17 protein-coding genes are annotated in these 25,531 nt (G+C 66.4%); 13 read left to right on the top strand and 4 right to left on the bottom strand.

The features are described 5' to 3' along the window. Window positions 1-77 precede the first annotated feature (77 nt). Window positions 78-1,085: an aldo/keto reductase gene (locus tag AC0L3X_RS11770; RefSeq protein WP_063980152.1), complete on the top strand. Its 1,008-nt coding sequence runs from the start codon at window positions 78-80 to the stop codon at window positions 1,083-1,085. 9 nt (window positions 1,086-1,094) lie between these two features. On the opposite strand, the gene AC0L3X_RS11765 is transcribed toward AC0L3X_RS11770, so the two are convergent. Beyond that, a complete protein-coding gene (locus AC0L3X_RS11765) occupies window positions 1,095-1,898 on the bottom strand; it encodes a HesA/MoeB/ThiF family protein (protein ID WP_039155124.1) in 804 nt (267 codons plus the stop codon). Window positions 1,899-2,132: 234 nt separating this feature from the next. Between AC0L3X_RS11765 and AC0L3X_RS11760 the strand changes: the two genes are divergently transcribed. Beyond that, window positions 2,133-3,491 (top strand): serine protease, encoded by a 1,359-nt coding sequence (locus AC0L3X_RS11760; protein WP_063985959.1) that lies wholly within the window; start codon window positions 2,133-2,135, stop codon window positions 3,489-3,491. 88 nt (window positions 3,492-3,579) lie between these two features. On the opposite strand, the gene AC0L3X_RS11755 is transcribed toward AC0L3X_RS11760, so the two are convergent. Then, a complete protein-coding gene (locus AC0L3X_RS11755; protein ID WP_063980153.1) occupies window positions 3,580-4,677 on the bottom strand; it encodes a sensor histidine kinase in 1,098 nt (365 codons plus the stop codon). A gap of 244 nt (window positions 4,678-4,921) precedes the next feature. After that, window positions 4,922-6,601: a gamma-glutamyltransferase gene (ggt, locus tag AC0L3X_RS11750; protein WP_063980154.1), complete on the bottom strand. Its 1,680-nt coding sequence runs from the start codon at window positions 6,599-6,601 to the stop codon at window positions 4,922-4,924. Between the two features lie 244 nt (window positions 6,602-6,845). Here ggt and AC0L3X_RS11745 point away from each other — a divergent pair, with 244 nt between their 5' ends. After that, entirely contained in the window at window positions 6,846-7,589 is a 744-nt protein-coding gene (locus AC0L3X_RS11745; protein WP_063980155.1) for a ParA family protein, read from the top strand. 176 nt (window positions 7,590-7,765) lie between these two features. Here the strand turns inward: AC0L3X_RS11745 and mutM are convergent, their stop codons facing one another. Continuing rightward, on the bottom strand, window positions 7,766-8,665 hold the full coding sequence (gene mutM, locus AC0L3X_RS11740) for a bifunctional DNA-formamidopyrimidine glycosylase/DNA-(apurinic or apyrimidinic site) lyase (RefSeq protein ID WP_063980156.1): 900 nt from the start codon (window positions 8,663-8,665) through the stop codon (window positions 7,766-7,768). Between the two features lie 81 nt (window positions 8,666-8,746). Here mutM and ubiE point away from each other — a divergent pair, with 81 nt between their 5' ends. The 10 genes from ubiE (at window position 8,747) to addA (ending at window position 25,462) form a co-directional block, all read left to right on the top strand. Continuing rightward, window positions 8,747-9,508: a bifunctional demethylmenaquinone methyltransferase/2-methoxy-6-polyprenyl-1,4-benzoquinol methylase UbiE gene (gene ubiE / locus AC0L3X_RS11735; RefSeq protein WP_014490941.1), complete on the top strand. Its 762-nt coding sequence runs from the start codon at window positions 8,747-8,749 to the stop codon at window positions 9,506-9,508. After that, a complete protein-coding gene (gene ubiB, locus AC0L3X_RS11730) occupies window positions 9,505-11,079 on the top strand; it encodes a 2-polyprenylphenol 6-hydroxylase (RefSeq protein WP_063980157.1) in 1,575 nt (524 codons plus the stop codon). Before ubiE ends, ubiB begins: the two co-directional genes overlap by 4 nt. 57 nt (window positions 11,080-11,136) lie before the next feature. Next, complete coding sequence (coaBC, locus tag AC0L3X_RS11725) at window positions 11,137-12,588, top strand: bifunctional phosphopantothenoylcysteine decarboxylase/phosphopantothenate--cysteine ligase CoaBC (protein ID WP_063980158.1); 1,452 nt, start codon at window positions 11,137-11,139, stop codon at window positions 12,586-12,588. Further along, complete coding sequence (dut, locus tag AC0L3X_RS11720) at window positions 12,585-13,043, top strand: dUTP diphosphatase (protein ID WP_063980159.1); 459 nt, start codon at window positions 12,585-12,587, stop codon at window positions 13,041-13,043. The genes coaBC and dut overlap by 4 nt, the downstream gene beginning before the upstream one ends. Before the next feature lie 190 nt (window positions 13,044-13,233). Then, window positions 13,234-15,738, top strand: a complete 2,505-nt coding sequence (locus tag AC0L3X_RS11715) for a sensor histidine kinase (RefSeq protein ID WP_063980160.1) — start codon at window positions 13,234-13,236, stop codon at window positions 15,736-15,738. Beyond that, window positions 15,735-17,303: a tRNA (adenosine(37)-N6)-threonylcarbamoyltransferase complex ATPase subunit type 1 TsaE gene (gene tsaE, locus AC0L3X_RS11710; protein WP_063980161.1), complete on the top strand. Its 1,569-nt coding sequence runs from the start codon at window positions 15,735-15,737 to the stop codon at window positions 17,301-17,303. The genes AC0L3X_RS11715 and tsaE overlap by 4 nt, the downstream gene beginning before the upstream one ends. Before the next feature lie 89 nt (window positions 17,304-17,392). Then, window positions 17,393-17,710 (top strand): PilZ domain-containing protein, encoded by a 318-nt coding sequence (locus AC0L3X_RS11705; protein ID WP_014490931.1) that lies wholly within the window; start codon window positions 17,393-17,395, stop codon window positions 17,708-17,710. 147 nt (window positions 17,711-17,857) lie between these two features. Further along, window positions 17,858-18,580, top strand: coding sequence for a nucleotidyltransferase family protein (locus AC0L3X_RS11700; protein WP_063980162.1), 723 nt, complete (start codon window positions 17,858-17,860; stop codon window positions 18,578-18,580). A 232-nt stretch (window positions 18,581-18,812) separates the two neighbouring features. After that, window positions 18,813-21,959, top strand: coding sequence for a double-strand break repair protein AddB (addB, locus tag AC0L3X_RS11695; RefSeq protein ID WP_063980163.1), 3,147 nt, complete (start codon window positions 18,813-18,815; stop codon window positions 21,957-21,959). Further along, window positions 21,953-25,462: a double-strand break repair helicase AddA gene (gene addA / locus AC0L3X_RS11690; protein WP_231143735.1), complete on the top strand. Its 3,510-nt coding sequence runs from the start codon at window positions 21,953-21,955 to the stop codon at window positions 25,460-25,462. The genes addB and addA overlap by 7 nt, the downstream gene beginning before the upstream one ends. The last annotated feature ends 69 nt before the right edge of the window (window positions 25,463-25,531 follow it).

The following is a 25,531-nucleotide window of genomic DNA, read 5'->3' as shown; positions in this document are numbered from 1 at the left end:
TCGGCCTAATCGGTCAGGCGCATATCTGGCCTCGTCACGCGGCGCGATCAGCCTGCCGCCTTTTGAGGAGAGCCATCATGGAACAGCGCAAACTCGGTTCAACCGGTCCGACCGTCTCCGCCCTTGGTCTCGGCTGCATGGGCATGTCGGAGGTCTATGGCCCCGCCGACCGCGGCGAAAGCATCGCCACGGTCCATGCGGCGCTCGATGCCGGCATCACGCTGCTCGACACCGGCGATTTCTACGCCATGGGCCACAATGAAATGCTGGTGCGCGAGGCCCTGAAGGATGTGTCGCGCGAAAAAGTGCAGATCAGCGTGAAGTTCGGCGCGCTGCGCGGTCCCGCCGGCGAATTCTCCGGCATGGACACAAGGCCGGCCGCGACCAAAAACTTCCTCGCCTATTCGCTCCAACGCCTCGGCACCGACTACATCGACGTCTACCGTCCCGCGCGTCTCGATCCCAACGTCCCGATCGAAGAGACCATCGGCGGCCTCGCCGATCTCGTGAAGGCCGGCTACATCAGGCATATCGGCCTGTCCGAGGTCGGCTCCGACACCATCCGCCGCGCGCACGCCATGCATCCGATTGCCGATCTCCAGATCGAATATTCGTTGATTGAGCGCGGCATCGAACGCGGCATCCTCAAGACCTGCCGCGAACTCGGCATCGGCATCACCGCTTACGGCGTGCTGGCGCGCGGCCTGATCAGCGGCCATTGGTCGAAGGACTCCGGCAAGACCGGCAGGGATTACCGGCTGATGACGCCGCGCTTCCAGGGCGCAAATCTCGACGCCAATCTCGCGCTGGTGGAATCCCTGCGGGCGATCGCCGCAGAGATCGGCGCAACGCCGGCGCAGGTCGCAATCGCCTGGGTGGCGGCTCAAGGCAAGGAGATCGTGCCGCTGGTCGGCGCACGCACGCGCAACCGTCTCACCGAAGCGCTCGGCGCGGCGAAGGTAACGCTGACGCCGGCTCATCTCGCGGCGCTTGCAAAAGCATTTCCGCCCGACGTCGCTTCCGGCACGCGCTACGCGGCCGAGCAGATGGCGCATCTCGACAGCGAGAAGCCGGCCACGCGGTAGCGGCGGCGATCAGGTGCGATGGGCGCTGAGATCGGTGATCACAGGCCCATCGCCGTTGAGCGGATTGGCCGGATCGCGCGCGTAGCGCAGCGTCTCGAAGCGCATCGCGCGCGCGTCGATCATCAGGAGGCGGCCGACGAGGCCGTCGCCGAAGCCGACGATCTCGCGGATCGCCTCCAGCGCCATCATCGAGCCCATCACGCCAGCAAGCGCGCCCATGACGCCGGCCTCGGCGCAGGCAGGCACCGTGCCGGGCGGCGGCGCTTCCGGAAACAGGCAGCGATAGGTCGGATTGAACACGCCCTGCTCGTTCTTCTCATGCGCGCGGATGGTGGTGAGCGAGCCGTCGAAGGTACCGAGCGCCGCCGTGATCAGCGGCCGCTTCGCGAAGAAGCAGGCGTCCGAGACCAGATAACGCGTCGAGAAATTGTCGGAGCCGTCGAGCACGAGATCGTAGTCTCCGATCATGCTCAGCGCATTGTCGGCATTGAGCCAGGTGGCGTGGCCGACGAAGCGGACATGCGGATTGAGCGCGGAGATCCGCTCGGCCGCGCTCTCGACCTTGTGCCGGCCGATATCGGGCGTCGTATGGATCACCTGGCGCTGGAGGTTTGACAGCGAGACCACGTCGTCATCGACCACGCCGAGCGTGCCGACGCCGGCGGCCGCCAGATACATCAGCGCGGGCGCGCCGAGCCCGCCGGCGCCGATCACCAGCACGGAGGCCCGCTTCAGCGCGGCCTGACCCGGCCCGCCGACATCGCGCAGCACGATATGGCGGGCATAGCGTTCCAGTTCGTCCGGGCTCAGCATCGTCGTCCTTCGTTCTCTCAAACCCTCATGGTGAGGAGGCGCAAAGCGCCGTCTCGAACCATGAAGGCCTCGATCTCGCCTGCAGCCATCCTTCGAGACGCGGCCTTCGACCGCTCCTCAGGATGAGGACCTGGGTGTGTGGCTCAGCTCTTTGCCTGAACCACCCCAACATTGTTCGCGACCAACGAGATGTGCTTCAATGGTAGCACGTTCAATGGGCTGGCTGGATTTGTCATGAGATCGATGCTTGCGGCAACACTGATGTTCGCGGCTGCCACAGGCGCTAGCGCCCAGATGACGACGCCAGAGATCCCCGGCACCAAGCCGAAGCCGGTCCAGACCGTGCCGATCCGGCCTCCCGCACTGCAGACGCCGTCGGCGACGGCCGATGCGATGGCGCAGGCGGAACGGCTGTCGCTCCAGTCCGACCTCGCCTGGGTCGGCCAATATAACGGCGCCATCACCGGCGACGTCAGCGCGCGCATGGTCGAGGCGATCAAGGAATATCAGAAGGCCAAGGGTGGCAAGCCGACCGGCGTGCTCAATCCGCAGGAGCGCGCTGCGCTCGCCGAGACCGCGCGGCGCAAGCAGGAGAGCGTCGGCTGGAAAATCGTGATGGAGCCGACCAGCGGCGCCCGGCTCGGCATCCCCGGCAAATTGGTGCCGCAGCAGGCGACCGACGCCAACGGCTCGAAATGGACTTCGCCGACCGGCACGGTGCAGGTGCTGCTGAGCCGCCGCAAGGAAGCGAACCCGACCACGGCGAAACTCGCCGAGCTGGAGAAGGAGCCGTCGGGGCGCAAGGTCGACTACACCGTGGTGAAGCCCGACTTCTTCGTGCTGTCGGGATTGCAGGGCCTCAAGAAATTCTACGTGCGAGGCACCTTTAAGGGCGACGAAGTCCGCACCATGACGATCCTCTACGACCAGGCGACCGAGAACACCGTCGAGCCGGTCGTGATCGCGATGTCGAGCGCGTTCAATGCGTTTCCGACGGGCCCGCAGGCCGGGCCGCCGCCGCGCAAGACCGTCGAATACGGCACCGGCGTCGTCGTCAGCGACGATGGTGCGATTGTCACCGACCGCCTCGTCACCGATAGCTGTCTCGCGATCACGATTGCCGGCTATGGCAGCGCCGACCGTCTCGCCGAGGACAAGGAGCACGATCTCGCGCTCCTGCACATCTACGGCGCGCGCGGCCTGAAGCCGCTCAGCCTCACCGGTGGCACAGCGAAGACGAGCGTCGATGTCATCGGCATTGCCGATCCGCAGAGCCAGGGCGGAGCTGCGGGCGTATCGAGCCTCAAGGGCGCGCTGGCGCCGGTCACAGCAAGCGATTCCGCGCTGTCGCCTCCACCGGCGGTCGGCTTCTCGGGCAGCCCGGCCATCGACGGCGACGGCAAGTTCGCCGGCGTCGCGCTGTTGAAGCCGGCGATGGTCGCGGGGCCCGCGACATCGGTGCCGGCGTCGCAGGCGGTGATGGTGTCTGCAGAAGCGGTGCGTAATTTCCTGAAGGCGAACGATGTCACGGCGAACGGCACGTCGACGGATGCGAAGGCGGCCGTCGTCCGCGTGATCTGCGTGCGGAAGTAGGCGAGAGAGAATAACACTTCTCTCGTGTCCCGGACGCGGTGCGGAACGCAATGCCCTCTCCGTTGAGCCACGCAGCTCCTACACGGTCTCACGTGCTCTTTGGCGAAGGTCCCAGATTTTCGAGGGGCGCGGTCAGCCTGCATGTAAGCCCGGCTGCGCCATACGAAACGTCAACGGAACCGCTGAAATCGTCCTTCAGCACCCGGGAAATCAGCCTGGAGCCAAAGCCTGTGCCGACGGGTTTCGATACGGACGGACCGCCAATCTCCTGCCAGACAAAGACAAATTTTGACTCGCCATCCTGAGCCTCGGTTGACCATGTAATCGATACGCAGCCTCCCGCTACGGTCAGAGCGCCGTACTTCGAAGCGTTGGTCGCGAGCTCGTGGAGCGCCAATGACAGAGCCAGCGCTTGTCGAGATTTCACGACGAGTGGAGGACCCGAGACGATGAAGCGGCCTTCGCCTGTCCGATAAGGTGCAAGAGCAGTGCCGATCACATCGTGGAGTGGCGCGGCCGCCCAATTTGATGCGGTCAGCAGATCCTGCGCTCGTCCAAACGCGCCGAGCCGTGCCTGGTACTTTTCGAGATCGGCTTTGCTCGTCGGGTCACGAAATGTCTGGGCAGCTACCGCGCTCAACACTGCGAGCGTGTTCTTGACGCGGTGCTTCAGCTCCTCATTGATGAGGTTCAGCGCTTCCCTTGCCATATGCTCGGACGTGACATCCCTGCAGACGACAAGCACGCCGCCCACCTTGCCTTCAAGATCAATTGGACCAAAGCTGTACGTCCACCAAACGTCCTCGCGGCGCCCGTGACGAGTCACCGGTACCAGCTGGTCCTCATTCCAGGTCGCCCCCTTGCCCGACATGACGTACTCGATCTGGGGACCAATGATGTCCCAGATCTCGGCCCAACACTCACGGCCGCGCGCGCCCAAAGCGCTTGGGTGCCTTTCCGGCCCCATCGTCTCCCGGTATGCATCGTTGTAGAACTGGATGAGTTCTGGTCCCCACCAAATGAACATCGGGTGCCGCGAGGTGAGAACGAGCCGCACTGTAACTCGAAGACTTTGGGGCCAAGTGTCCGGAGAGCCCACGGATGTGCTCGACCAGTCAAACGCTCGCGTCAAAGCGCCCATCTCGCCGCCGCCGGCCAGGAAGTCGCCGCTTATATCGCCGCCCATACGCACAGCCTTACTCAGACGCTGATCGACGAGCCTGCCGCCAGTGTTCCGCACCCTACATTGCCGAACTTGTGCCGTCATCTGCGCGGATCGGGCCGCATAGGCGACATCTGCCTCGCACCGAAAAATACCGCGGAGGTTCGAAAACCGCGAACCGCTGGATTTGCGGTCGCGACACCTGCCGGCGATTGGACGACGTCAGTTGCACAAGAGGTACGAGCGCACCGTCCTTGTGAATGCGCGGTCAGCTCAACCTGAACCTGACACCGCTCCGCGCAAGCCCTCCAGAGATCCCGACCGGCGTGCCGTCCGCGCGCCAGCAGGCGGCGCCGGTCATGGTGCCGTCGTCGTGGAAGGCAATGCCATTCATGCCGCCCGCCACCGTCGCAACGGGCTGCACCTTGTGGCCGAGGCCCGCAAGCTTCGCGCGCACGGCCTCCGGCACCTTCTGCTCGACTTCGAGCGCGTTACCTTCGGTCCAGATGCGCGGCGCCTCGACCGCTTCCTGCAGGCTCATGCCGTGGTCGATCAGATTGACCAGCGCCTGCATCGCGCTGGGGAAGATACGTTTTCCCCCGGGCAGGCCGAGCGCATAGCGCAGCTTGCCGTCGCGCAGCGCCATCATCGGCGACATCGAGGTGGTGACGCGCTTGCCCGGCGCCAGCGACAGCGCGTGGCCGGGACGCGGATCGAACAGGTTCATGTAGTTGTTGGCGATGGCGCCCAGGCCCGGAATCATGATCTTGGCGCCAAAGAGATTGTTGATGGTCTGCGTGGTCGCGACGACGTTGCCGAACGCGTCTGCCGCTGTCATGTGCGTGGTGTGCGCGCCTTCGAGCTGCGAGACGCCGGCGCCCCAGGCCTGGGCCCGCGCCGGATCGATGGCGCGGCGGCGTTCCTCGGCATAGGCCTTCGACGTCAGCCGCTCCACGGGGACGCCGACATAATCCGGATCGCCGCTGGCCGCGGCGCGATCGGCAAAGGCGATCTTCAGGACTTCGGCGAGATAGTGGATCGTCTCCGGCGTGCCGAAGCCGAGGCCTCCGATGTCATAACCCTCCAGAATGTTCAGCATCTGCGCGATGTGCACGCCGGAGGCCGCGGGCGGCGGCGGGCCAAGGATGGTCCAGCCGCGATAGTCGGCGCGGATCGGTTGCCGTTCGACGGTCTTGTAGCCGGTCAGATCGTTGCGGCGGATGAAGCCGCCGGCCTTCTCCATGTAGTCGACGAGGATGTCACCAAGCGGCCCCTCGTAGAGCGCGGTCTCGCCGTGGTCGGCGATGGTGCGGAGCGTCTCGGCATATTCGGCCTGCACCACGCGTTCGCCGACCTTGAGCGGCTCGCCATCAGGCAAATAGATCGCCGCAATTGGCTTGTCCTTGCGCATCTCGGCAGCGCTCTCGCTGATGCATTCGTGCAAATACGGCGTCGCCGCATAGCCGCGCGCGGCATGCTTGATCGCGGGCTGCATGACGTCCGCGAGGCTCATGGTGCCGAAGCGGCGCAGCGTCTCGCACCAGGCTTTCAGCGAGCCCGGCGTGGCGACCGCCTTCGGGCCGTTGAGGTTCTCGTTGCCGACGGTGTCGAACACGTCATGCGCCGCGCCTGGCGCGGAGGTATAGCTGGTGTCACGTACCGCCGCGGGCACAGTGCTCTGCCCGTCGATGAAACGGTGGCTGCCGTCAGCCAGACGTATATGCGCCATGCCGCCGCCGATGATGCCGACCATCATCGGCTCGACCACGGTCAGCGTGAACAGGGTCGCGATCGCGGCGTCGATGGCGTTGCCGCCCGCGGCCAGCATCTCGGCGCCGGCGCTGGAGGCCAGCGGATGGTTGCTGACCACCATGCCGCGGCTCGAGACCGCCGGCATCTTCTCGCATTCAAAGATCGTTGCCGTCCGGTCGCGCCAGTTTCCGCCCATGCCGCCTGCCCCTTTTATTCACGGCGGCAAGCACATCATACGCGCGATGACGGGTCCAGTATTGGTACGGATTAGCTGGCATTCCCGATTCTGCCATCATCGTTAGCGTTGATTCGGACATCCGCGGTCCCCTTTGGATCGGGCAGGGCACGTCCTGAGCGAGTAGAGCTCAGCATCGAGAAGCGATGCACGTTCGCGTGGCGTTACCCCACAGACCCAAGCATTCCAAAGGATTCAACTTTCCATGCACACGATCGTACTGGCCACCCAAAAGGGTGGCAGTGGCAAGAGCACGCTTGCCATCGGCCTCGCGCTGGCGGCCAAGCAGGCCGGCTTCACCGTCCGCCTGATCGAAACCGACCCGCAGGGTACCCTGTCCAACTGGCTGCGTCGCCGCCACGCTGACGATCTCGTCGTCGAGCCGATCTATCACGCCGCCGACATCGCGCCGCGCCTGAAGATGCTGGCCGACAGCGGCTTGCAGCTCGCGATCGTCGACACCGCGGCCGGCCTCAGCGCCGCGACCACCGCCGCGATCCGCCATTCCGACCTCTGCCTGATTCCGGCTCGCCCGAGCGTTGCCGACATCGAGGCGACCGTCTCGACGCTGAGCGTCGCGCGCGCTTGGAAGCGGCCCTACGGCTTCGTGCTGAACCAGGCGCCAATCCGCGGCCAGCGCATCGACAACGCCGCCAACACGCTCGCCGAGGAAGCCGCGCTCGATCTCGCCGAGGTGCTCGCGCGCCCGCTGATTGTGATGCGCAACGACCACCAGGACTCGCTCGCGAGCGGCCTCGCCGTCAGCGAATTCGCGCCGAACGGCAAGTCGGCGGACGAGATCCGCGGCCTCTGGCGCTGGATCGAGACCCGTCTCGAGCTCGAAGCCACGACCAATGTCCTGATCGACCAGGTCATCTCGGTCGCGGACGGGATGCTGCGCGTCGCCGCCAAACACGCGGCGGACGAGACCACGACACTGGCGTCCTGAGCGGGGCGATCGCTCGGACGACAGGCGGCCTCTTCACTTATCCGGTTGAAGAGTCCAAGCGATGAAGCAATCCGGCCACCAGCCCGGCCGGATTGCTTCGCTGCGCTCGCAATGACGGCGTGGTGGGGTCGTCGCCTTCGCCGAGACTCACGGCCTATCGGCGGCAGGCCCGATCTTCACTTCTGACATTTCTGACACCAGAAGGTGGAGCGCCCGTTCTGGGTGAATCGCTTCACGGTGCCGCCGCACCCTGGCGTCTTGCAGGTCTCGCCCTCGCGGTCATAGACCTTGAAGGAGTGCTGGAAATAGCCGAGTTCGCCCGAGGTCTGGCGATGGTCGCGCAAGCTGGAGCCGCCGGCCTTGATCGCGTCGTTCAGCACGGTGTGAATGGCACTCACCAACCGCTTCGCGTGATCGGTCGGCTCGCCGCCGCCAACACCCTTGCGACCCTTGGTCGCGAGCGTCGCAGCAATGCGGCGCGGTGACAGATGCGAGCGATGCAGCGCTTCGCAGACATAGATGTTGCCGAGCCCGGCGACCACGCGCTGGTCGAGCAGCGCGGCTTTCAGGCTCGTCGTCTTGCCCTCGCACGACCGCGCCAGCATCGCGGCGTCGAATTCGTTGCCGAGCGGCTCGGGACCGAGATCGCGCAGCAGTGGCTCGTCTTCAAGCGCGTTGCGCGCGATGACTTTCATGTAACCGAAGCGGCGCGGGTCGTTGAACACGATGTCGGCGCCGGAGGACATCCGAAACAGCACGTGGTCGTGCGTGGAGTCCTTAGCCCGTGGGTAGTGAAACTCGCCCGGCGCGGCCTCGTTGTCCGGCTTGATGACGCGGAACGAGCCCGACATGCCCAGATGCATCAGCAGCACGTCGCCGGAGGCGAGATCGGCCATGAGATATTTTGCACGGCGGCCAAGCCCCGTGACGACCTGCCCCTGGAGCCGGGCCACGAAATCGGGCTGGAACGGAAAGCGCAGATCCGGCCTGCGGGCCTCCGCGACGAGGATTTTCGCACCCTCCATGACGGGCTGAAGGCCGCGGCGGACGGTCTCGACTTCGGGCAATTCAGGCATGGTCAGGCATTCACCTTATGAGGGCGGTGTGATAGCGCCATTGCGGCGGCCGCGCTATGGTCCGCCCAGTGGAGTAGAGTAATGGATCGGCCGGGCGAAACCACGCATTTTGGCTTCAGGGACGTTCCCCTGGGGGACAAGCAGACGCTGGTGAACGATGTGTTTCACAGCGTGGCGTCGCGCTATGACTTGATGAACGACCTGATGTCCGGTGGCCTGCACCGGGTCTGGAAGGACATCATGATCAACGCGCTCAACCCGCCGAGGGGTGACCGGCCGTTCGCGCTGCTCGATGTTGCCGGCGGCACCGGCGACATCTCGTTCCGCGCTGCCAAGGCGGCAGGTCCCGGCTTCCATGCCACGGTCTGCGACATCAACGCCGAGATGCTGGCCGTGGGCCGCGAGCGCGCCGCGAAGCGGCATCTCGAGACCCAGGTCGATTTCGTCGAGGGCAATGCCGAAGCGCTCGCCTTCGCCGACCGCAGCTTTGACGCATATACGATCGCTTTCGGCATTCGCAATGTGCCGCGGATCGACCTGGCGCTGCGCGAGGCCTATCGCGTGCTGAAGCCCGGCAGCCGCTTCCTGTGCCTGGAATTCTCCACCGTCGAGATGCCCGGGCTCGACCGGATCTATGACCTGTTCTCGTTCAAGGTGATCCCGCCGCTCGGCCGCATGGTCACGGGCGACGCCGAGTCCTACCAGTATCTCGTCGAATCGATCCGCAAGTTTCCGAAACCCAACGCCTTCGCCGACATGATCCGCGACGCCGGCTTCGCCCGCGTCGGCTGGCAGACATTGTCCGGCGGCATCGTCGCACTGCATTCGGGCTGGCGTTTGTGATTTCTTCCATTACCCACATTTCGCGCCTGATCCGCGCCGCGTTCGTGTTTGCGCGCGAGGGCGTGTTCGGTTCCGTCGATCCGACCCTGGTGCCGCCGCCAGGGCAACTCGCGCTGAAGCTTGCGCGCCTCGTCGAACGGCGCGGTCCAAAGCACGGACCACGGCTGACGCGCGCGCTGACCCGGATGGGCCCAGCCTATCTCAAGCTCGGGCAGTTTCTGGCCACGCGTCCCGACGTCGTCGGCGTCGTCATGGCGCGTGATCTGGAAAGCCTCCAGGATCGCTTGCCGCCGTTTTCGCAAGCCGAAGCGGAAGCCGCGATCGCGAGCTCGCTGGAGCGTGCGCTCAAGGACGTGTTCACGAGCCTCGGCCCGCCGGTCGCCGCCGCCTCGATCGCGCAGGTGCATCGCGGCGAGGTGTCGCGCGACGGTGTCCGCAAGCCTGTCGCGGTGAAGGTGCTGCGGCCGAACGTGGCCTCGCGATTCCGCCGCGACCTCTCCGATTTCTTCTACGTCGCGCACAAGGCCGAGACCTATTCGAGCGAGGCGCGGCGTTTGCGCCTGATCGAAGTCATCAACACCATGTCGCGCTCGGTCGCGATGGAGATGGACCTGCGGCTGGAAGCGGCTGCAATGTCGGAGATGGCGGAGAACACGGGCGACGATCCTGATTTTCGCGTGCCAACCGTCGATTGGGACCGCACCACGCACAACGTGCTGACGATGGAGTGGATCGACGGCATCGCGCTGAACGATCACAAGCGCCTTGCAGAGGCGCAGGTCGACCTGCCCGATCTCGGCCGCAAGGTGATCCAGAGTTTTCTGCGCCACGCGCTCCGCGACGGCTTCTTCCACGCCGACATGCATCCGGGCAATCTGTTCCTCGATGACGCCGGCCGTCTGGTCGCGGTCGATTTCGGCATCATGGGCCGGCTCGGGATGAAGGAGCGGCGCTTCCTCGCCGAGATCCTGCTCGGCTTCATCACGCGCGATTATCGCCGCGTCGCCGAGGTGCATTTCGAGGCGGGCTATGTGCCGGCGCATCACTCGGTCGAGAATTTCGCGCAAGCGATCCGCGCCATCGGTGAGCCCATTCACAACCGCACGGCGGAAGAGATCTCGATGGCGCGGCTGCTGACGCTGCTGCTCGAGGTAACCGGCCTGTTCGACATGACGACGCGGCCCGAGCTGATCCTGCTGCAGAAGACCATGGTGGTGGTCGAGGGCGTGGCGCGCGCCTTCGATCCCAAGCTCGACATCTGGAAGGTCGCCGACCCCGTGGTGCGCGAATGGATCGAGCGCAATCTCGGCCCGATCGGCCGCGTGCAGGGCGCGCTCTCCGGCGGCAGCGACCTCGCCCGCGTGCTGATGCGCCTGCCCGACATCGCGCAGCGCTCGGTCGCGGTGCTCGAGCAGCTCGAGACCATGACGCGGGAAGGCATCCGGCTGTCGCCGGAGAGCATCGCCGCGATGGGCCGCAGCGAAGGCCGCAAGAATCGCTGGCGCACCGTGGCGCTCTGGATCATCGCCGCCACCTTCATCGGAATCCTGATCGCCGTTCGGAATCTGTGATTGCACTGCAATCACGAAAACGATAGCATCGCTATCATTCCGTGCTGGAGGGGCGTCATGGCAAGCCTGACCATCCGCAAGCTCGACGAGGGCGTCAAAACCTATTTGCGCCTGCGCTCGGCCAGGAACCGCAGGTCGGTCGAGGAAGAGGTCCGGGTCATCCTCGGGGAGCTGATCGAGGGCCGCGAGGAGCCGCTGACGCCGTTTGCGCTGCCGCCGGCCCAATCTACCGCCCCCACGCCGCAACGGACCGGCGCCCTTCCCGAGGCCAGCGTCACCCTGATCATCGGCGGTGGCATCGCGGCCTATAAGTCGCTCGACCTGATCCGCCGGCTCAAGGAGCGCCGGATCGAGGTCCGTTGCGTCCTGACCAAGGCGGCTCAGCAATTCGTCACGCCGCTGGCCGTGAGCGCGCTGTCGCATGAACGCGTCTACACCGACCTGTTCGACCCGCAGAGCGAGTTCGACGCCGGGCACATTCGCCTGGCGCGCGAGTGCGACCTGATCGTCGTCGCGCCCGCGACCGCCGATCTCCTGGCGAAGATGGCCAATGGCCACGCCGATGATCTCGCCAGCGCCATCCTGCTCGCAACCAACCGCAAGGTGCTGCTGGCGCCGGCGATGAATCCGCTGATGTGGAACAATGCCGCGACCCGCCGCAACGTCACGCAGCTTCAGCGTGACGGCATGGTGCTGATCGGCCCGAATTCAGGCGAGATGGCCGAGGCGGGCGAAGCCGGAATCGGCCGCATGTCCGAGGCGATCGAGATCGCCACCGCCGCCGAGCGCCTGCTGCGGCCGCCGGTGCCGCGCCCGCTCGCCGGCAAGCGCGTGCTGATCACCGCAGGTCCCACCCACGAGCCGATCGACCCGGTGCGCTACATCGCCAACCGCTCCTCCGGCAAGCAGGGCTTTGCCATCGCCGCCGCCGCGCAAGCTGCGGGTGCCGAGGTGATTTTGGTCAGCGGCCCGGTCGATCTCGGCGATCCCCCGGGCGTGACGGTGAAGCGCGTGGAATCGGCGCGGCAGATGCTGGAGCAGGTGCAGGCGGCGCTTCCCGCCGACATCGCGATCTTCGCGGCCGCGGTCGCGGACTGGCGGGTTGCCAGTGAGGGCGAGCAGAAGCTGAAGAAGACCTCGGCCGGCATGCCGCCGCTTCAGCTGGTCGAGAATCCCGACATCCTCGCCACGATCTCGAAGCTGACCGACCGGCGCCCGCCGCTGGTGATCGGCTTTGCCGCCGAGACCGAGCACCTCATCGACAACGCCAAGTCCAAGCTGGCCCGCAAGGGCTGCGACTGGATCGTCGCCAACGACGTCTCGCCGGCCACCGGCGTGATGGGCGGCGACCGCAACACCGTGCATCTGATCAGTCGCAAGAATGGTGAGGAGGACGGCGAGATCGCAGTTGATTCCTGGCCGGTGATGACCAAGGAACAGGTCGCCATCGAGCTGGTCGCGCATGTCGTCAAGAGCGTGACCGACAAATCCCGGGAGCCGGCATCTTGAGCACGAAAGTCACGGTCGAACTGCAGCAACTGGCCCACGCCGAAGGCCTTCCGCTGCCGGCCTATCAGACCTCCGAAGCCGCCGGCCTCGACCTGATGGCCGCAGTTCCCGACAGCGAGCCGATGACGCTCGCCCCCGGCCAATATGCGCTGGTGCCGACGGGCCTCGCGATCGCGCTGCCGCCCGGCCACGAGGCGCAGGTGCGGCCGCGCTCGGGCCTTGCGGCCAAGCACGGCGTCACCGTGTTGAACTCGCCCGGCACGATCGATGCGGACTATCGCGGCGAGATCAAGGTGATCCTGATCAACCACGGCGCGGCGCCCTTCGTGGTCAAGCGCGGCGAGCGCATCGCGCAGATGGTGATCGCGCCGGTGGTGCAGGCAGCGCTGGTTCCCGTGGCGACATTGTCCGCGACCAATCGCGGCGCCGGCGGCTTCGGCTCGACCGGCCGCTAACACACGGCAACTCCAGCCGAATCATCCCGAAGAACGACGTGGATTGGAACCGCGCGCCCGGCATTTTTGTGGGACCGCCTTTGCGTTCACGATCTGGACTCTTACCGCTGGAGTCACGGTGGGGGTATTGTCGTTTGATTCGCGCGCGACGGGGGTCGCCGCGCGCAAATTCGTGCGATCTGGGGCAACTATGTCAGGCGTGATCGTGTCGATGCGTCGGACGCTGCTGTCGTGCACATCGTTGGCGCGCAACGGCTTGTTGGGAGGCGCTCTCGCGGCGCTGCTGCCGGCTGCGCCGGCTGAGGCTGCCGACCTCGTCGACACACTTTCCATAATGCTGGACTTCAACCGGCAGGAACTCGCGGTGCTGGCCACCGCGCTCGCGCTGCTCGGCTTCTCGGTCGTGGCCGCGATCCTGTTGATGCGCACGCGCGTGCGCACGGCGAACAACGAGGCGCGGCTGCGCGCGCGGATCGGGGAACTGCAACTCCAGTCCGATCGCTTCGGCGCGTTGCTGTTCGCCGAGCCGCAGATCCTGATCTCCTGGCCGGCCGGCGACAATCGCGCGCAGATTTCCGGCGACATCTCCATGGTGCTGCCGCGCGATTCCTCCCCCCAGCGCGTCCTCGCGTTCGGAACATGGCTGCCGCCGGAGCCCGCGCTCCAAATGGATCACGCGGTCGATGCGCTGCGTGATCGCGGCGACGGGTTCCAGCTGACGCTGACCACCGCGCACGGCCACACGCTGGAGGCCATCGGCCGTGCCATCGGCGGCCAGGCCATTGTCAGGATTCGCGAACTCTCCGGACTCCGGCGCGATCTGGCCGAGACCAATTTGCGTTACAAGGCCCTCGCCGACGAGACCGAGATGCTGCGCGGCTTTGCCGCCGCCGCGCCCTGGCCGATCTGGGCCAAGGCCGAGAACGGCGCGCTGAGCTACGCCAATCCGGCCTATGTGCGCGCGACCGAGGCAAGCAGCGTCACCGACGCCCAGCAGCGCAAGCTCGAGCTGCTCGACAGTGCCGACCGGACCGCGATGGAGCGGGGCCTGAAGGACGCGGCCAGTTTCACCTCGCGGCTGCCGATCGTGATCGGCGGTGAGCGGCGCATCTACGACGTCCGCGCGGTCAATGTCGGCAGCGGCAATGTCGGCGTCGCCATCGATGCCAGCGAGGCGGATGCGCTGAGCTCGGCGCTGGTGCGGATGGCGGAGGCGCATCGGCGCACGCTCGACCAGCTCTCCTCGGGCGTTGCCGTGTTCGACGGCCAGCGCCGGCTCGCCTTCTACAACGATTCCTACCGCCGGCTGTGGGACCTCGACCGCATCTTCCTCGACGCCAATCCCGACGATTCCAGCGTGCTCGACCAGCTCCGCGCAGCGCGCAAGCTGCCGGAGCAGCCGGACTTCCGCGCCTGGAAGGCCAAGCTGCACGAGGCCTATCGCGCGGTCGAGGCCGCCAAGGACACCTGGTACCTGCCCGATGGCCGCGCGCTCTCCGTCGTCACCACCCCGAATCCGGAAGGCGGCGTCACCTATCTGTTCGACGACGTCACCGAAAGCCTCGAGCTCGCCCGCCGCTTCGACGGCATGATTCGCGTCCAGCGCGAGACGCTGGACAGCCTCGCCGAGGGCGTCGCGGTGTTCGGCAGCAACGGCAGGGCGCAGCTGTTCAACCCGGCCTTCGTCCGGATGTGGAAGCTGTCGAGCGACGCCATGCGCGACGAGCCGCACATCCAGACGGTCGAAGGCTGGTGCCATCAGCTGTTCGACGACCCGCAAGTCTGGCGCCAGATCCGCGAGGCCGTCACCTCGATCGAGAGCCGCGCCGACGTGCCGCTGAAGCTGGAGCGCAAGGACGGCAGCGTGCTCGACGGCATGATCCGTCCGCTGCATGACGGCGCGACCATGCTGACGTTCCAGGACATCACCGACACCGAGAATGTCGAGCGTGCGCTGCGCGAGCGCAACGAGGCGCTGGAGGCCGCCGACCAGATGAAGGTGGATTTCGTCCACCACGTCTCCTACGAGCTGCGCTCGCCGCTCACCACCATCATCGGCTTCGCGCATTTCCTCAGCGATCCCTCGACCGGGCCGCTGACGCCGAAACAGGCCGAATATCTCGACTACGTCACCAAATCGACCAACGCCCTGCTGGCGCTGACCAACAACATCCTGGATCTCGCCACGATCGACGCCGGCGCCATGAAGCTGGAACTCGGCCCGGTCGACGTCAGCAAGGCCATCGAGCTCGCCGCCGAGGGCATCCAGGACCGCCTCGCCACCGACCGCATCCGTCTCAAGGTCGAGATCGCGCCCGATATCGGCAGCTTCGTCGGCGACGAGAAGCGCGTGGTGCAGGTGCTCTATAACCTCCTCGCCAACGCCGTCGGGTTTTCTCCACAGGATTCCACCGTCGGCATCAGCGCACGCCGCACCGAACGCAGCGTGGTCTTCACTGTGACAGATTCCGGGCCTGGAATACCTGCCGACATGAAGGACAAGGTGTTCAACTGGTTCGAAAGCCGCTCGCAGGGGTCGCGTCACCGCGGCGCCGGGCTCGGCCTGTCGCTGGTGCGCTCCTTCGTCGAGCTGCATGGCGGCAAGGTGCGGGTGGATTCGATCGTGGGCAGGGGCACGGTCGTGATCTGCGACTTCCCGACCGACCAGGCGGCGCATCGCGACGCCGCCGAATGACTGAACCGACCACATTCTCCGTCGCGCTTGTCAACGAGACGGCCACTGCGCAATTGATGGCCGACCTTGCGCTGCTGGTCGGCCCCGGCGACGTCATCACCCTCACCGGCGATCTCGGCGCCGGCAAGACTGCGGCTGCGCGAGCCATGATCCGCTATCTCGCCGGCGACGAGACGCTGGAAGTTCCGAGCCCAACCTTCACGCTGGTGCAGGGTTACGAGCTGCCGCCGTTTCCGGTGATGCATGCCGATCTCTACCGCGTCGAGGACGAGAGCGAGCTCGAGGAGATCGGCCTGTCGCCGCTTCCCGATGCCACGCTCGTCCTGATCGAATGGCCGGAGCGCGCACCGTCGGCGATGCCGCAAGACCGCATCGACATCGCGCTGACGCACCGGCCGGCGCTGGGCTCGAATGCGCGCGCCGCCGACATCACCGGTTACGGCAAGGCCGCCGCGCAAGTCGCGCGGCTGAAGGCGCTACGGGAATTCCTCGAGGCATCCGGCTACATGGATGCAACGCGCAAGCACATGGCCGGCGATGCCTCGACCCGCTCCTATGCGCGGCTGCAGCGTAACGACGAGATCGTCATCCTCATGAACTTTCCGCAGCGGCCCGACGGCGCTGCGATGTACAACGGAAAATCCTACAGCGCGGCAGTGCATCTTGCCGAGAACATCAAGCCGTTCGTTGCCGTCGACGAAGGCCTGCGCGTGGCGGGAGTCTCAGCGCCCGCGATCCACCATTACGATCTCGACCACGGCTTCCTGATCTCCGAGGATTTCGGCAGCGACGGCGTGATCGAAGGCGATCCGCCGCGCCCGATCGCCGAACGTTACGAAGCTGCGACCGACGTGCTGGCCGTGCTGCACGGCAAGACATTGCCGGAGACGCTGCGGCTGGCGGATCAGACCTACACCATTCCTGCCTTCGACACCGAGGCGCTGCTGATCGAGATCGGGTTGATGCCGGAATGGTATCTGCCCGATCGCAACGCGCCACTGAGCGACGAGAAGCGCGCGGAATTCTTCGCGATGTGGCGCGAGCTGCTGAAGAAGCCGCTGGCCGCGCCAAGAACCTGGATCATCCGCGACTACCACTCGCCCAATCTGATCTGGCTCGCCGATCGTACTGGCATGGCGCGCGTCGGCGTGATCGACTTCCAAGACACCGTGCTCGGGCCGCACTCCTATGACGTAGTGTCGCTGCTGCAGGACGCGCGTATCGACGTCCCTGAGACCCTCGAGCTGACACTGCTGTCGCGCTACATCAAGGCGCGGCGCACGGCCGATGCGAGCTTCGATCCGGCCGGCTTCGCCGAACTCTACGCCATCATGTCGGCGCAGCGGAACACGCGCCTGCTCGGCACCTTCGCCCGCCTCAACCGCCGCGACGGTAAGCCGCATTATCTTCGCCACCAGCCGCGGATCTGGACCTACCTCCAGCGCTCGCTGGCACATCCCGCGCTGGCTCGCCTGCGCGACTGGTATCTCGCCAACGTCCCGCCGCCCCGGGGGGCGTCCCAAGAGCCGTCCGAAGAGCAGCCTCAAGAGCAGCCCCAAGCCTGATTCGCGGCCCGATTTACCGCCTGTTAGCCATCGCATCGGTATCATCGCCCGCAGGCAGCCGGACAAAGACGGGGCTGGAGCAAGGGCAGATGGCGGTCAAGACGGACCATCGTGGCAACAGCCGGGTTGTTTTCGAGCGCGGGATACCGGCCCAGATGATGGGGATCGACGGCACCTGGCGGCGCGAGTGCACCATGGAGGACGTCTCCGAGAGCGGCGCCAAGCTGACCATCGACGGCTCGGTCGAGGGCCTGCATCTGAAGGAATTTTTTCTCCTGCTGTCGTCTACCGGACTTGCGTACCGGCGCTGTGAGCTGGCGTGGGTCAATGGCGACCAGATCGGCGTCAATTTTCTCAAGCTCGGCGACAAGAAGAAGAAGGCGCGTTCCACATCCGTTGGGGCGTGACGGCCACACCCGTCGTACAACCGTCACGGCAGGTGGTTAAGGCGGTTAAGACGCGGTGCGGCCAATTGCGGTCCGTGTTAGGATTGCTGCGTACGCGAACTTCAAAAGTTCTCGATTCCGGGAAAGACGAGTCTGAGAAAGCGCACGATGTCCGTCAAACCGACCAAAGCCATGGTGCTCGCTGCGGGGTTCGGGCTGCGCATGCGTCCGTTGACGGAGAAGATGCCGAAGCCGCTCGTGCCGGTGGCCGGCCAGCCGCTGCTGGACCATGTGCTCGACAAGCTCGGCGACGCCGGCGTGACCGAGGCGATCGTCAATGTGCACTATCTGCCGGACCAGATCATCAACCACACCGCATCCCGCCAGCATCCGCGCGTGACCATCTCGGACGAGCGCGACCAGGTGCTCGGCACCGGCGGTGGCGTGGTCAAGGCGCTGCCGCTGCTCGGCGACGCGCCGTTCTTCCATGTCAATTCCGACACGCTGTGGATCGACGGCGTGCGCTCGAACCTGGCGCGGCTTGCGGAAAACTTCGACCCTGAGCGCATGGACATCCTGCTCTTGATGGCGCCGACCGCGACCAGCATCGGCTATAGCGGCCGTGGCGATTACGGCATGCTGCCCGACGGCGCCCTGCGCAAGCGCAAGGAAAAAGAGGTCGTTCCGTTCGTCTATGCCGGCGCGGCGATCCTGTCGCCCTCGATCTTCGCCGACGCGCCGACGGGCGAGTTCTCGCTGACCAAGATGTTCGACCGCGCCAACGAGCAGGAACGGCTGTTCGGCCTCCGCCTCGACGGCGTCTGGATGCATGTCGGCACGCCCGATGCCGTGCATGCGGCGGAAGAGGCGTTTCTGGAGAGCGTGGCGTAAGCTGCTCTCGTGTCCCGGACGCGAGTACCGTAGGGTGGGCAAAGCGAAGCGTGCCCACCATCTCTCTGCTTAGAGATCGGGGATACATGGTGGGCACGGCGCGAGTGCGCCTTTGCCCACCCTACGACACCTGATCCTAGTCAGGCGAACAGCGGGGACTATCTCCCCTCCACCCATATCCATTTGAATCCGCCTCCCTATATTGGCGCCTGATTCCCGAATCAGGCAGCCCATGCGCGTTTTCAGCGTTCCCATCTCAGTTCCGTTCCTGCGCACGGTCGTCTCGAGCCTGCTCGACGGCCGGCTGGTCGACGGATTCGAGGCGCGCAAGGAACCGGCGCGGCTTGCGGATGCCACGCTGTACCTGCCGACAAGGCGCGCCATGCGCGTCGTGCGCGAGATCTTTCTCGACGAGATGGCCGCCGATGCGGTGGTCCTGCCCCGCATCGTCGCGCTCGGCGACATCGACGAGGACGAGCTCGCTTTCGCCGACGAGGGCGAGCAGTTCTCCGGCGCAGCGCCGCTCGACATTCCGCCGCGGCTTGGCGAGCTGGAACGGCGGCTGACGCTGGCGCAGCTCGTCGCCGCCTGGGCCAAGGGCCCGGTGCTGTCCCCGCTGGTGGTCGGCGGCCCCGCCTCGACGCTGGCGCTGGCCGGCGACCTCGCGCGCCTGATCGACGACATGGTGACGCGCGGCGTCGACTGGAGCGCGCTCGACGGCCTCGTGCCCGACATGCTCGACCGCTACTGGCAGCACTCGCTCGAATTTTTGCGGATCGCGCGCATCGCGTGGCCCGGCCATCTCGCCGAGATCAACCGGATCGAGCCCGCGGCGCGGCGCGACCTCCTGATCGCGGCGGAAGCCAGGCGGTTGACCGCGCATCCCCATGGCCCCGTGATCGCGGCGGGCTCGACCGGCTCGATGCCGGCCACCGCAAAATTCCTGCATGCGGTCGCATCGCTGCCGCATGGTGCCGTGGTGCTGCCCGGCCTCGACACCGACCTCGACGACGACGCCTGGCGCAGCATCGGCGGCGTGCGCGATTCGCTCGGCAAGTTCGCCGAGCATCCGGCGTCGAACCATCCGCAATATGCTATGCACGCGCTGCTGGATCGCTTCGGCATCAAGCGCGGCGATGTCGAGCTGCTTCAACCGGCAGCGGACGGCGGCCGCGATCTGCTCGCCTCCGAATCGATGCGGCCATCTGCCAAGACGGAAGTCTGGCACGACCGGCTGAAGCAACCGGATGTCGCAGCGAAGATCGCCGGCGGCATGTCAAACCTCGCGGTGGTCGAGGCGCCCAATCCCGAAATGGAGGCCCTCGCGATCGCCATTGCGATGCGCGAGGCGCGCCATCTCGACAAATCAGCGGCGCTGGTGACGCCGGACCGCGCGCTGGCGCGGCGGGTGATGGCCGCGCTGACGCGATGGGATCTCGCCTTCGACGATTCCGGCGGCGACGTGCTGATGGAAACGTCCGCCGGCGTTTTTGCGCGCCTCGCGGCCGAGGCTGCGACCAAGGGATTGGAGCCGCCGACGCTATTGGCGATGCTGAAGCATCCGCTGTGCCGGCTTGGCCGGCTGCCTGGCGCATGGAAGGCGGCAATCGAGGGCCTCGAGCTTGCAGTCCTGCGCGGCACGCGGCCGCCTGCGGGCACCGCAGGCCTGCTGCGCGAATTCAATCGTTTCCGCGAGGAGCTGGCAAAGCTGTGGCGCAAGGAGGTCTCTGCGCTCCACCACGCGGAGCCACGTGCGCGTCTGAAGGCAGAGGACCTCGATCGCATCCAGGCGCTGATCGATGCCCTGCGACAAGCGTTGGCGCCGATCGAGAGTCTCGCGTCATCGAAACCGTACGACTTCGCCGAGCTCGCGCACCGGCATCGCGAGATCATGATCGAACTGTCGCGCGACGAGCAGGGCATCCCGCTCGCTTTCGAGGAGCGCGAGGGCCTGGCGCTCGCAGCCGCCTTCGACGACCTCCTGCGCGGCGGCACCACCAGCGGGTTGATGGTGACGCTGTCTGACTATGCCGACGTTTTCCAGACCGCGTTCAGCGACCGGGCCGTGCGGCGGCGGGACAGACCCGGCGCGCGGCTGCAGATCTACGGCCCGCTGGAATCGCGCCTGATGCAGGCCGACCGGATCATCATCGGCGGCTTGATCGAAGGCGTCTGGCCGCCGGCGCCGCGCATCGATCCCTGGCTCAGCCGGCCGATGCGGCACGAGCTTGGCCTCGATCTGCCGGAGCGCCGTATCGGCCTCTCCGCACACGATTTCGCGCAACTGCTCGGCGGCGGCGAGGTGATCCTGACCCATTCCGCGAAGGCCGGCGGCGCACCAGCGGTCGCCTCGCGCTTCCTGCACCGGTTAGAGGCGGTCGCGGGCGGCGAGTTCTGGAAGACGGCCATCCGCGCGGGCGAAAAATACGTGCAGTTTGCGGGCGCGCTGGACCAGCCCGACGAGGTCAGGCCGGTCAAGCAGCCCGAGCCGCGGCCGCCGCGCGCGACGCGGCCGCTCAAGATGTCGGTCACCGCGATCGAGGACTGGCTGCGTGATCCCTACACGATCTACGCAAAGCACATTTTGCGGCTCGACGCGCTCGACCCCGTCGACATGCCTCTGTCGGCCGCCGACCGCGGCTCGGCGATTCACGATGCGCTCGGCGAGTTCACGGAAAGCTACGCCGCGCGCCTGCCCGACGATCCCGCCCGCGTGCTGCACGCGATCGGTAAGAAGTATTTTGAGCCGCTGATGGAGCGCCCCGAAGCGCGCGCGCTGTGGTGGCCGCGTTTCCAGCGCATCGCGCGCTGGTTTGGCGAATGGGAGACGGCGCGTCGCGACGTGATCGAGGTCATCACGGCGGAGACGCGTGGCGAGATTTCGATCCGGCTCGACCACGAGCGCAGCTTCCAGCTCTCCGCCCGCGCCGACCGCATCGAGCGGCGCCAGGGCGGCAGCTATGCTATCCTCGACTACAAGACCGGGCAGCCGCCGACCGGCAAGCAGGTCCGCATGGGCCTGTCACCGCAGCTCACGCTGGAAGCGGCGATCCTGCGCGAGGGCGGCTTCCCTGACATCGACGCGGGTTCGTCCGTCAGCCAGCTCGTCTATGTGCGCCTGAGCGGCAACAATCCCCCCGGTGAAGAGCGCATCCTCGAGCTCAAATATAGGCAAGGCGACGAGCCGCAGCCGCCGGACACGGCCGCCGCCGAAGCACGGGCCAAGCTGGAGGCGCTGATCCGTGCCTTCGAGGACGAGAACCAGGCGTACACCTCGCTGAACCTGCCGATGTGGACCAACCGCTACGGCACCTATGACGACCTCGCCCGCATCAAGGAATGGTCGGCGGCCGGCGGCCTGGGGATCGAAGAATGGTAAAAGCGCTACGCCCCATCCCGAATGCTGTGCGCGACACACAGAGGCGCGCGTCGGACCCGACCGCGTCGGCCTTCGTGTCGGCCAACGCTGGCTCAGGCAAAACGCATGTGCTGGTGCAGCGCGTGATCCGGCTGCTGTTGTCAGGTGTGCCGCCGGAAAAGATCCTCTGCATCACCTTCACCAAGGCGGCGGCCGCCAACATGGCTGAACGCGTTTTCACCACGCTTGGCCATTGGGTGACGCTGGACGATGCGGAGCTTGATGCAGCGATCCGCGACGTCGGCATTCCCCATCCGGACCGAAAACTGCGCCGCGAAGCACGAAAGCTGTTCGCCTGCGCGCTGGAGACGCCGGGCGGATTGAAGGTGCAGACCATCCACGCGTTGTGCACCCGGCTGCTCCAGCAGTTTCCGTTCGAGGCCAATGTTCCCGCGCGCTTCGCCGTGATCGACGAGCGCGACCAGACCGACATGATGGAGCGCGCCAATCTGAAGGTGCTGCTGGAAGCCGCGCGCGATCCGGAGACCGTCACCGGCCGCGCGCTGCTCACCGCGATGGCGAGTGCGGCCGACGTCACTTTCAAGGAGGTCGTGCGCGAAGCCTGTCTCAGCCGCGATCATTTCATGGCCTGGACCGACGAGGCCGGCAACGCCGGGGCAGCTGCTGAGCAGATGGCGGCGGTGCTGGGCGTGGAGGCGAGCGATCGGATCGAGGACGTCGAGACGGAAATTCTCGACGGTCCCTTCCTGCCGCGGTCGCGTTGGGACGACATTGCCTTCGCGCTGGAAGACGGCAGCAAGTCCGACAACGACCAGGCGAGTCGCCTCCGCGAGGCGAAGGTCTTCTCCGGTGCCGCACAGGTCGATGCCTATCTCGGCGTCTTCCTCACCGACGAAAAGCTGCCGCGCAAGGCGGTGCTGACGAAGAAGTTTGGCGATCACAACCCATCCGTCGCCCGCCTGTTCGAGAACGAGGGGCAGCGCCTCGGCGGATTGATCGAGAAGCGCCGCGCGGTGACCATGCGTGACCGCACCGCGGCCCTGCTGCACATCGCGACCGCGGCCGCCGCAAACTACCGCCGTGAGAAGCAGGAGCGCGGGCTGCTCGACTACGACGACCTCATCGACAAGACGCTGGCGATGCTGAACCGCGTCTCTTCAGGCTGGGTGCATTACAAGCTCGACCGCGGCGTCGATCACGTCCTGATCGACGAAGCCCAGGACACGAGCCCGCGGCAGTGGGACATCGTCGCGCACATCATTTCCGAGTTCACCGCGGGCGAAGGCGCGCGCGAAGGGTTGAACCGCACCGTCTTTGCCGTCGGCGACGAGAAGCAGTCGATCTTCTCCTTTCAGGGCGCCCAACCCCGAGAATTCGACGCGCGCCGGCGCGAGCTGCGCAGCAAGTTCACCGCCGCCGGGCTGAAGTTCGATCCGGTCGCCTTCACCTATTCGTTCCGTTCGGGCGCGGCGATCCTGCACTCGGTCGACCACGTCTTCCGCGAGCCCCAGATCTACAAGAGCATCCATTCGGCAGAGATCGGCCATCCCCTGCACAATGCGCTCGCCGATGCGGGCCCGAGCGTGATCGAGCTGTGGGATCTCGCCGAGCCCGATGACAGGCAGGAGATCGAGGGCTGGCGCGCGCCGTTCGATGGCGTCGCCGCCACCAGCCCCGAGGTGAAGCTCGCCCGCCGCATCCAGACCGAGATCAAGCAACTGGTCGAGAGCGGCACGCTGACGGGACACGAAGGCGAGCGCCGCCCCTTACGTTACGGCGACATGCTGATCCTGGTGCGCCGGCGCGGCAATGCGTTCGACGCCGTGATCCAGGCGCTGAAGCACGCCAATGTTCCGGTCGCCGGCGCCGACCGGCTGAAGCTGACCGAGCACATCGCGATCATCGACCTGATGAATCTCGCGGACGCGCTGCTGCTGCCGCAGGACGATCTCGCGCTCGCGGTTGCGCTGAAGAGCCCTCTGTTCGGGCTCGATGACGACGACCTGTTTCAGCTCGCCTGGGGCCGCAAGGGGTCGCTGCGCCGCGCGCTTGCCGAACATGCCGCCACAAGCGAGACGTTCGCCACGGCACTGCGGCGGCTTGAAGCCTGCGAGGCGCGGTCGCGCGACGAGACTCCGTTCGCCTTCTACGCTTGGCTGCTCGGCGGCGACGGCGGACGTGCGCGGATCCTGCGCCGGCTCGGCCATGAGGCCAACGACGCGCTCGACGAGTTCCTGGAGCTGGCGCTGAATTACGAGCGCAAGGCACCGGCCTCCCTGCAGGGTTTCATGGCCTGGCTGCGCTCGGCCGACACCGAGGTGAAGCGCGACATGGAGATCTCGCGCGACGAGGTGCGGGTGATGACGGTGCACGGCGCCAAGGGCCTCGAAGCCTCCGTCGTGTTCATGGTCGACACGACATCATCGCCCGCGGATTCGCAGCGGGTCCGGCTGATCCACGTGCCGCGCGGCAATGGCGGCGAGGTCGTGGTCTGGGCCGGGCGCAAGGCCGACGATCCCAAGCCCGTCGCCGACGCACGCAAGGCCATGATCGAGGAGACCGAGGACGAGTATCGCCGCCTGCTCTATGTCGCGATGACGCGCGCGGCCGATCGGCTGATCGTCGGCGGCTGCATGCCCGGTAACATGAAGACGGTCCGCAAGCTGAGCTGGTATGACCTCATCGACACCGGGCTCACCGGCTCGGGCCTGGACAAGCAGACGATCGAGACGCCGCTCGGTAAGGTGACCCGATTCGCCCGGCCGGAGGATGTCGGGGCGCTCGGCACGCCTGCGATGTCGGTGGACCAATCGATCGCATTGCCGGACTGGCTGCGGACGCCGTTACCGCACGAGAGCGTCGATGACGATCCAGTGCGCCCCTCCGGCCAGTCGGCCGAGGACGGCCGAAGCGTGCGGCCAGGCGAATCGGTGCAGTCGCGCGCGGTGGCGCTGCAGCGCGGCACGCTGGTGCACCGGCTGCTGCAATCCCTCCCCGACATCGCCCCCGAGCGCCGGCGCGAGGCCGCGCTTGGCTTCATGGCGCGCAACGCGCCCGACTGGACGGAGGCCGACCGGACCGCGCTGGCCGACAAGGTTCTCGCCCTGATCGCCGAACCGCGCTTTGCCCCGGTGTTTACCGCCGGCAGCCGTGCCGAGGTCTCGATCGTCGGCCGAGTGGACCGGCCGGGGCGGCCGCCAGCGCTGGTGTCGGGGCAGATTGACCGGCTGGTCGTCCGTCCGGACGAGGTTCTGATCGTCGATTTCAAGACCAACCAGGCGGCGCCCAAAAGCGCCGCGGAGGCGCCCGCCGCCTATGTCCGGCAGCTCGCGCTGTACCGGGCGGTGCTGGCCCGGCTTTATCCCCAAAAGCCGATCCGGGCCGTCCTGCTCTGGACCGAGGCCCTTGAATATATGGAGATTTCAGCCCCCGCGCTGGACGCGGCGCTGGCATCCCTTCATGTCGGCGTGAGCGTCCTTGACCCGGCAAGGAGCCGTTCATAGGTTGACGCCATGATCCCGGGCGCGATTCCACGTCGCGCCGATTCTCTTTCAACCGTACGAGGTGCTCCA

The organism is Bradyrhizobium sp. MI1.7 (assembly GCF_055811795.1).
This window is presented reverse-complemented; position numbering and strand designations above follow the sequence as displayed.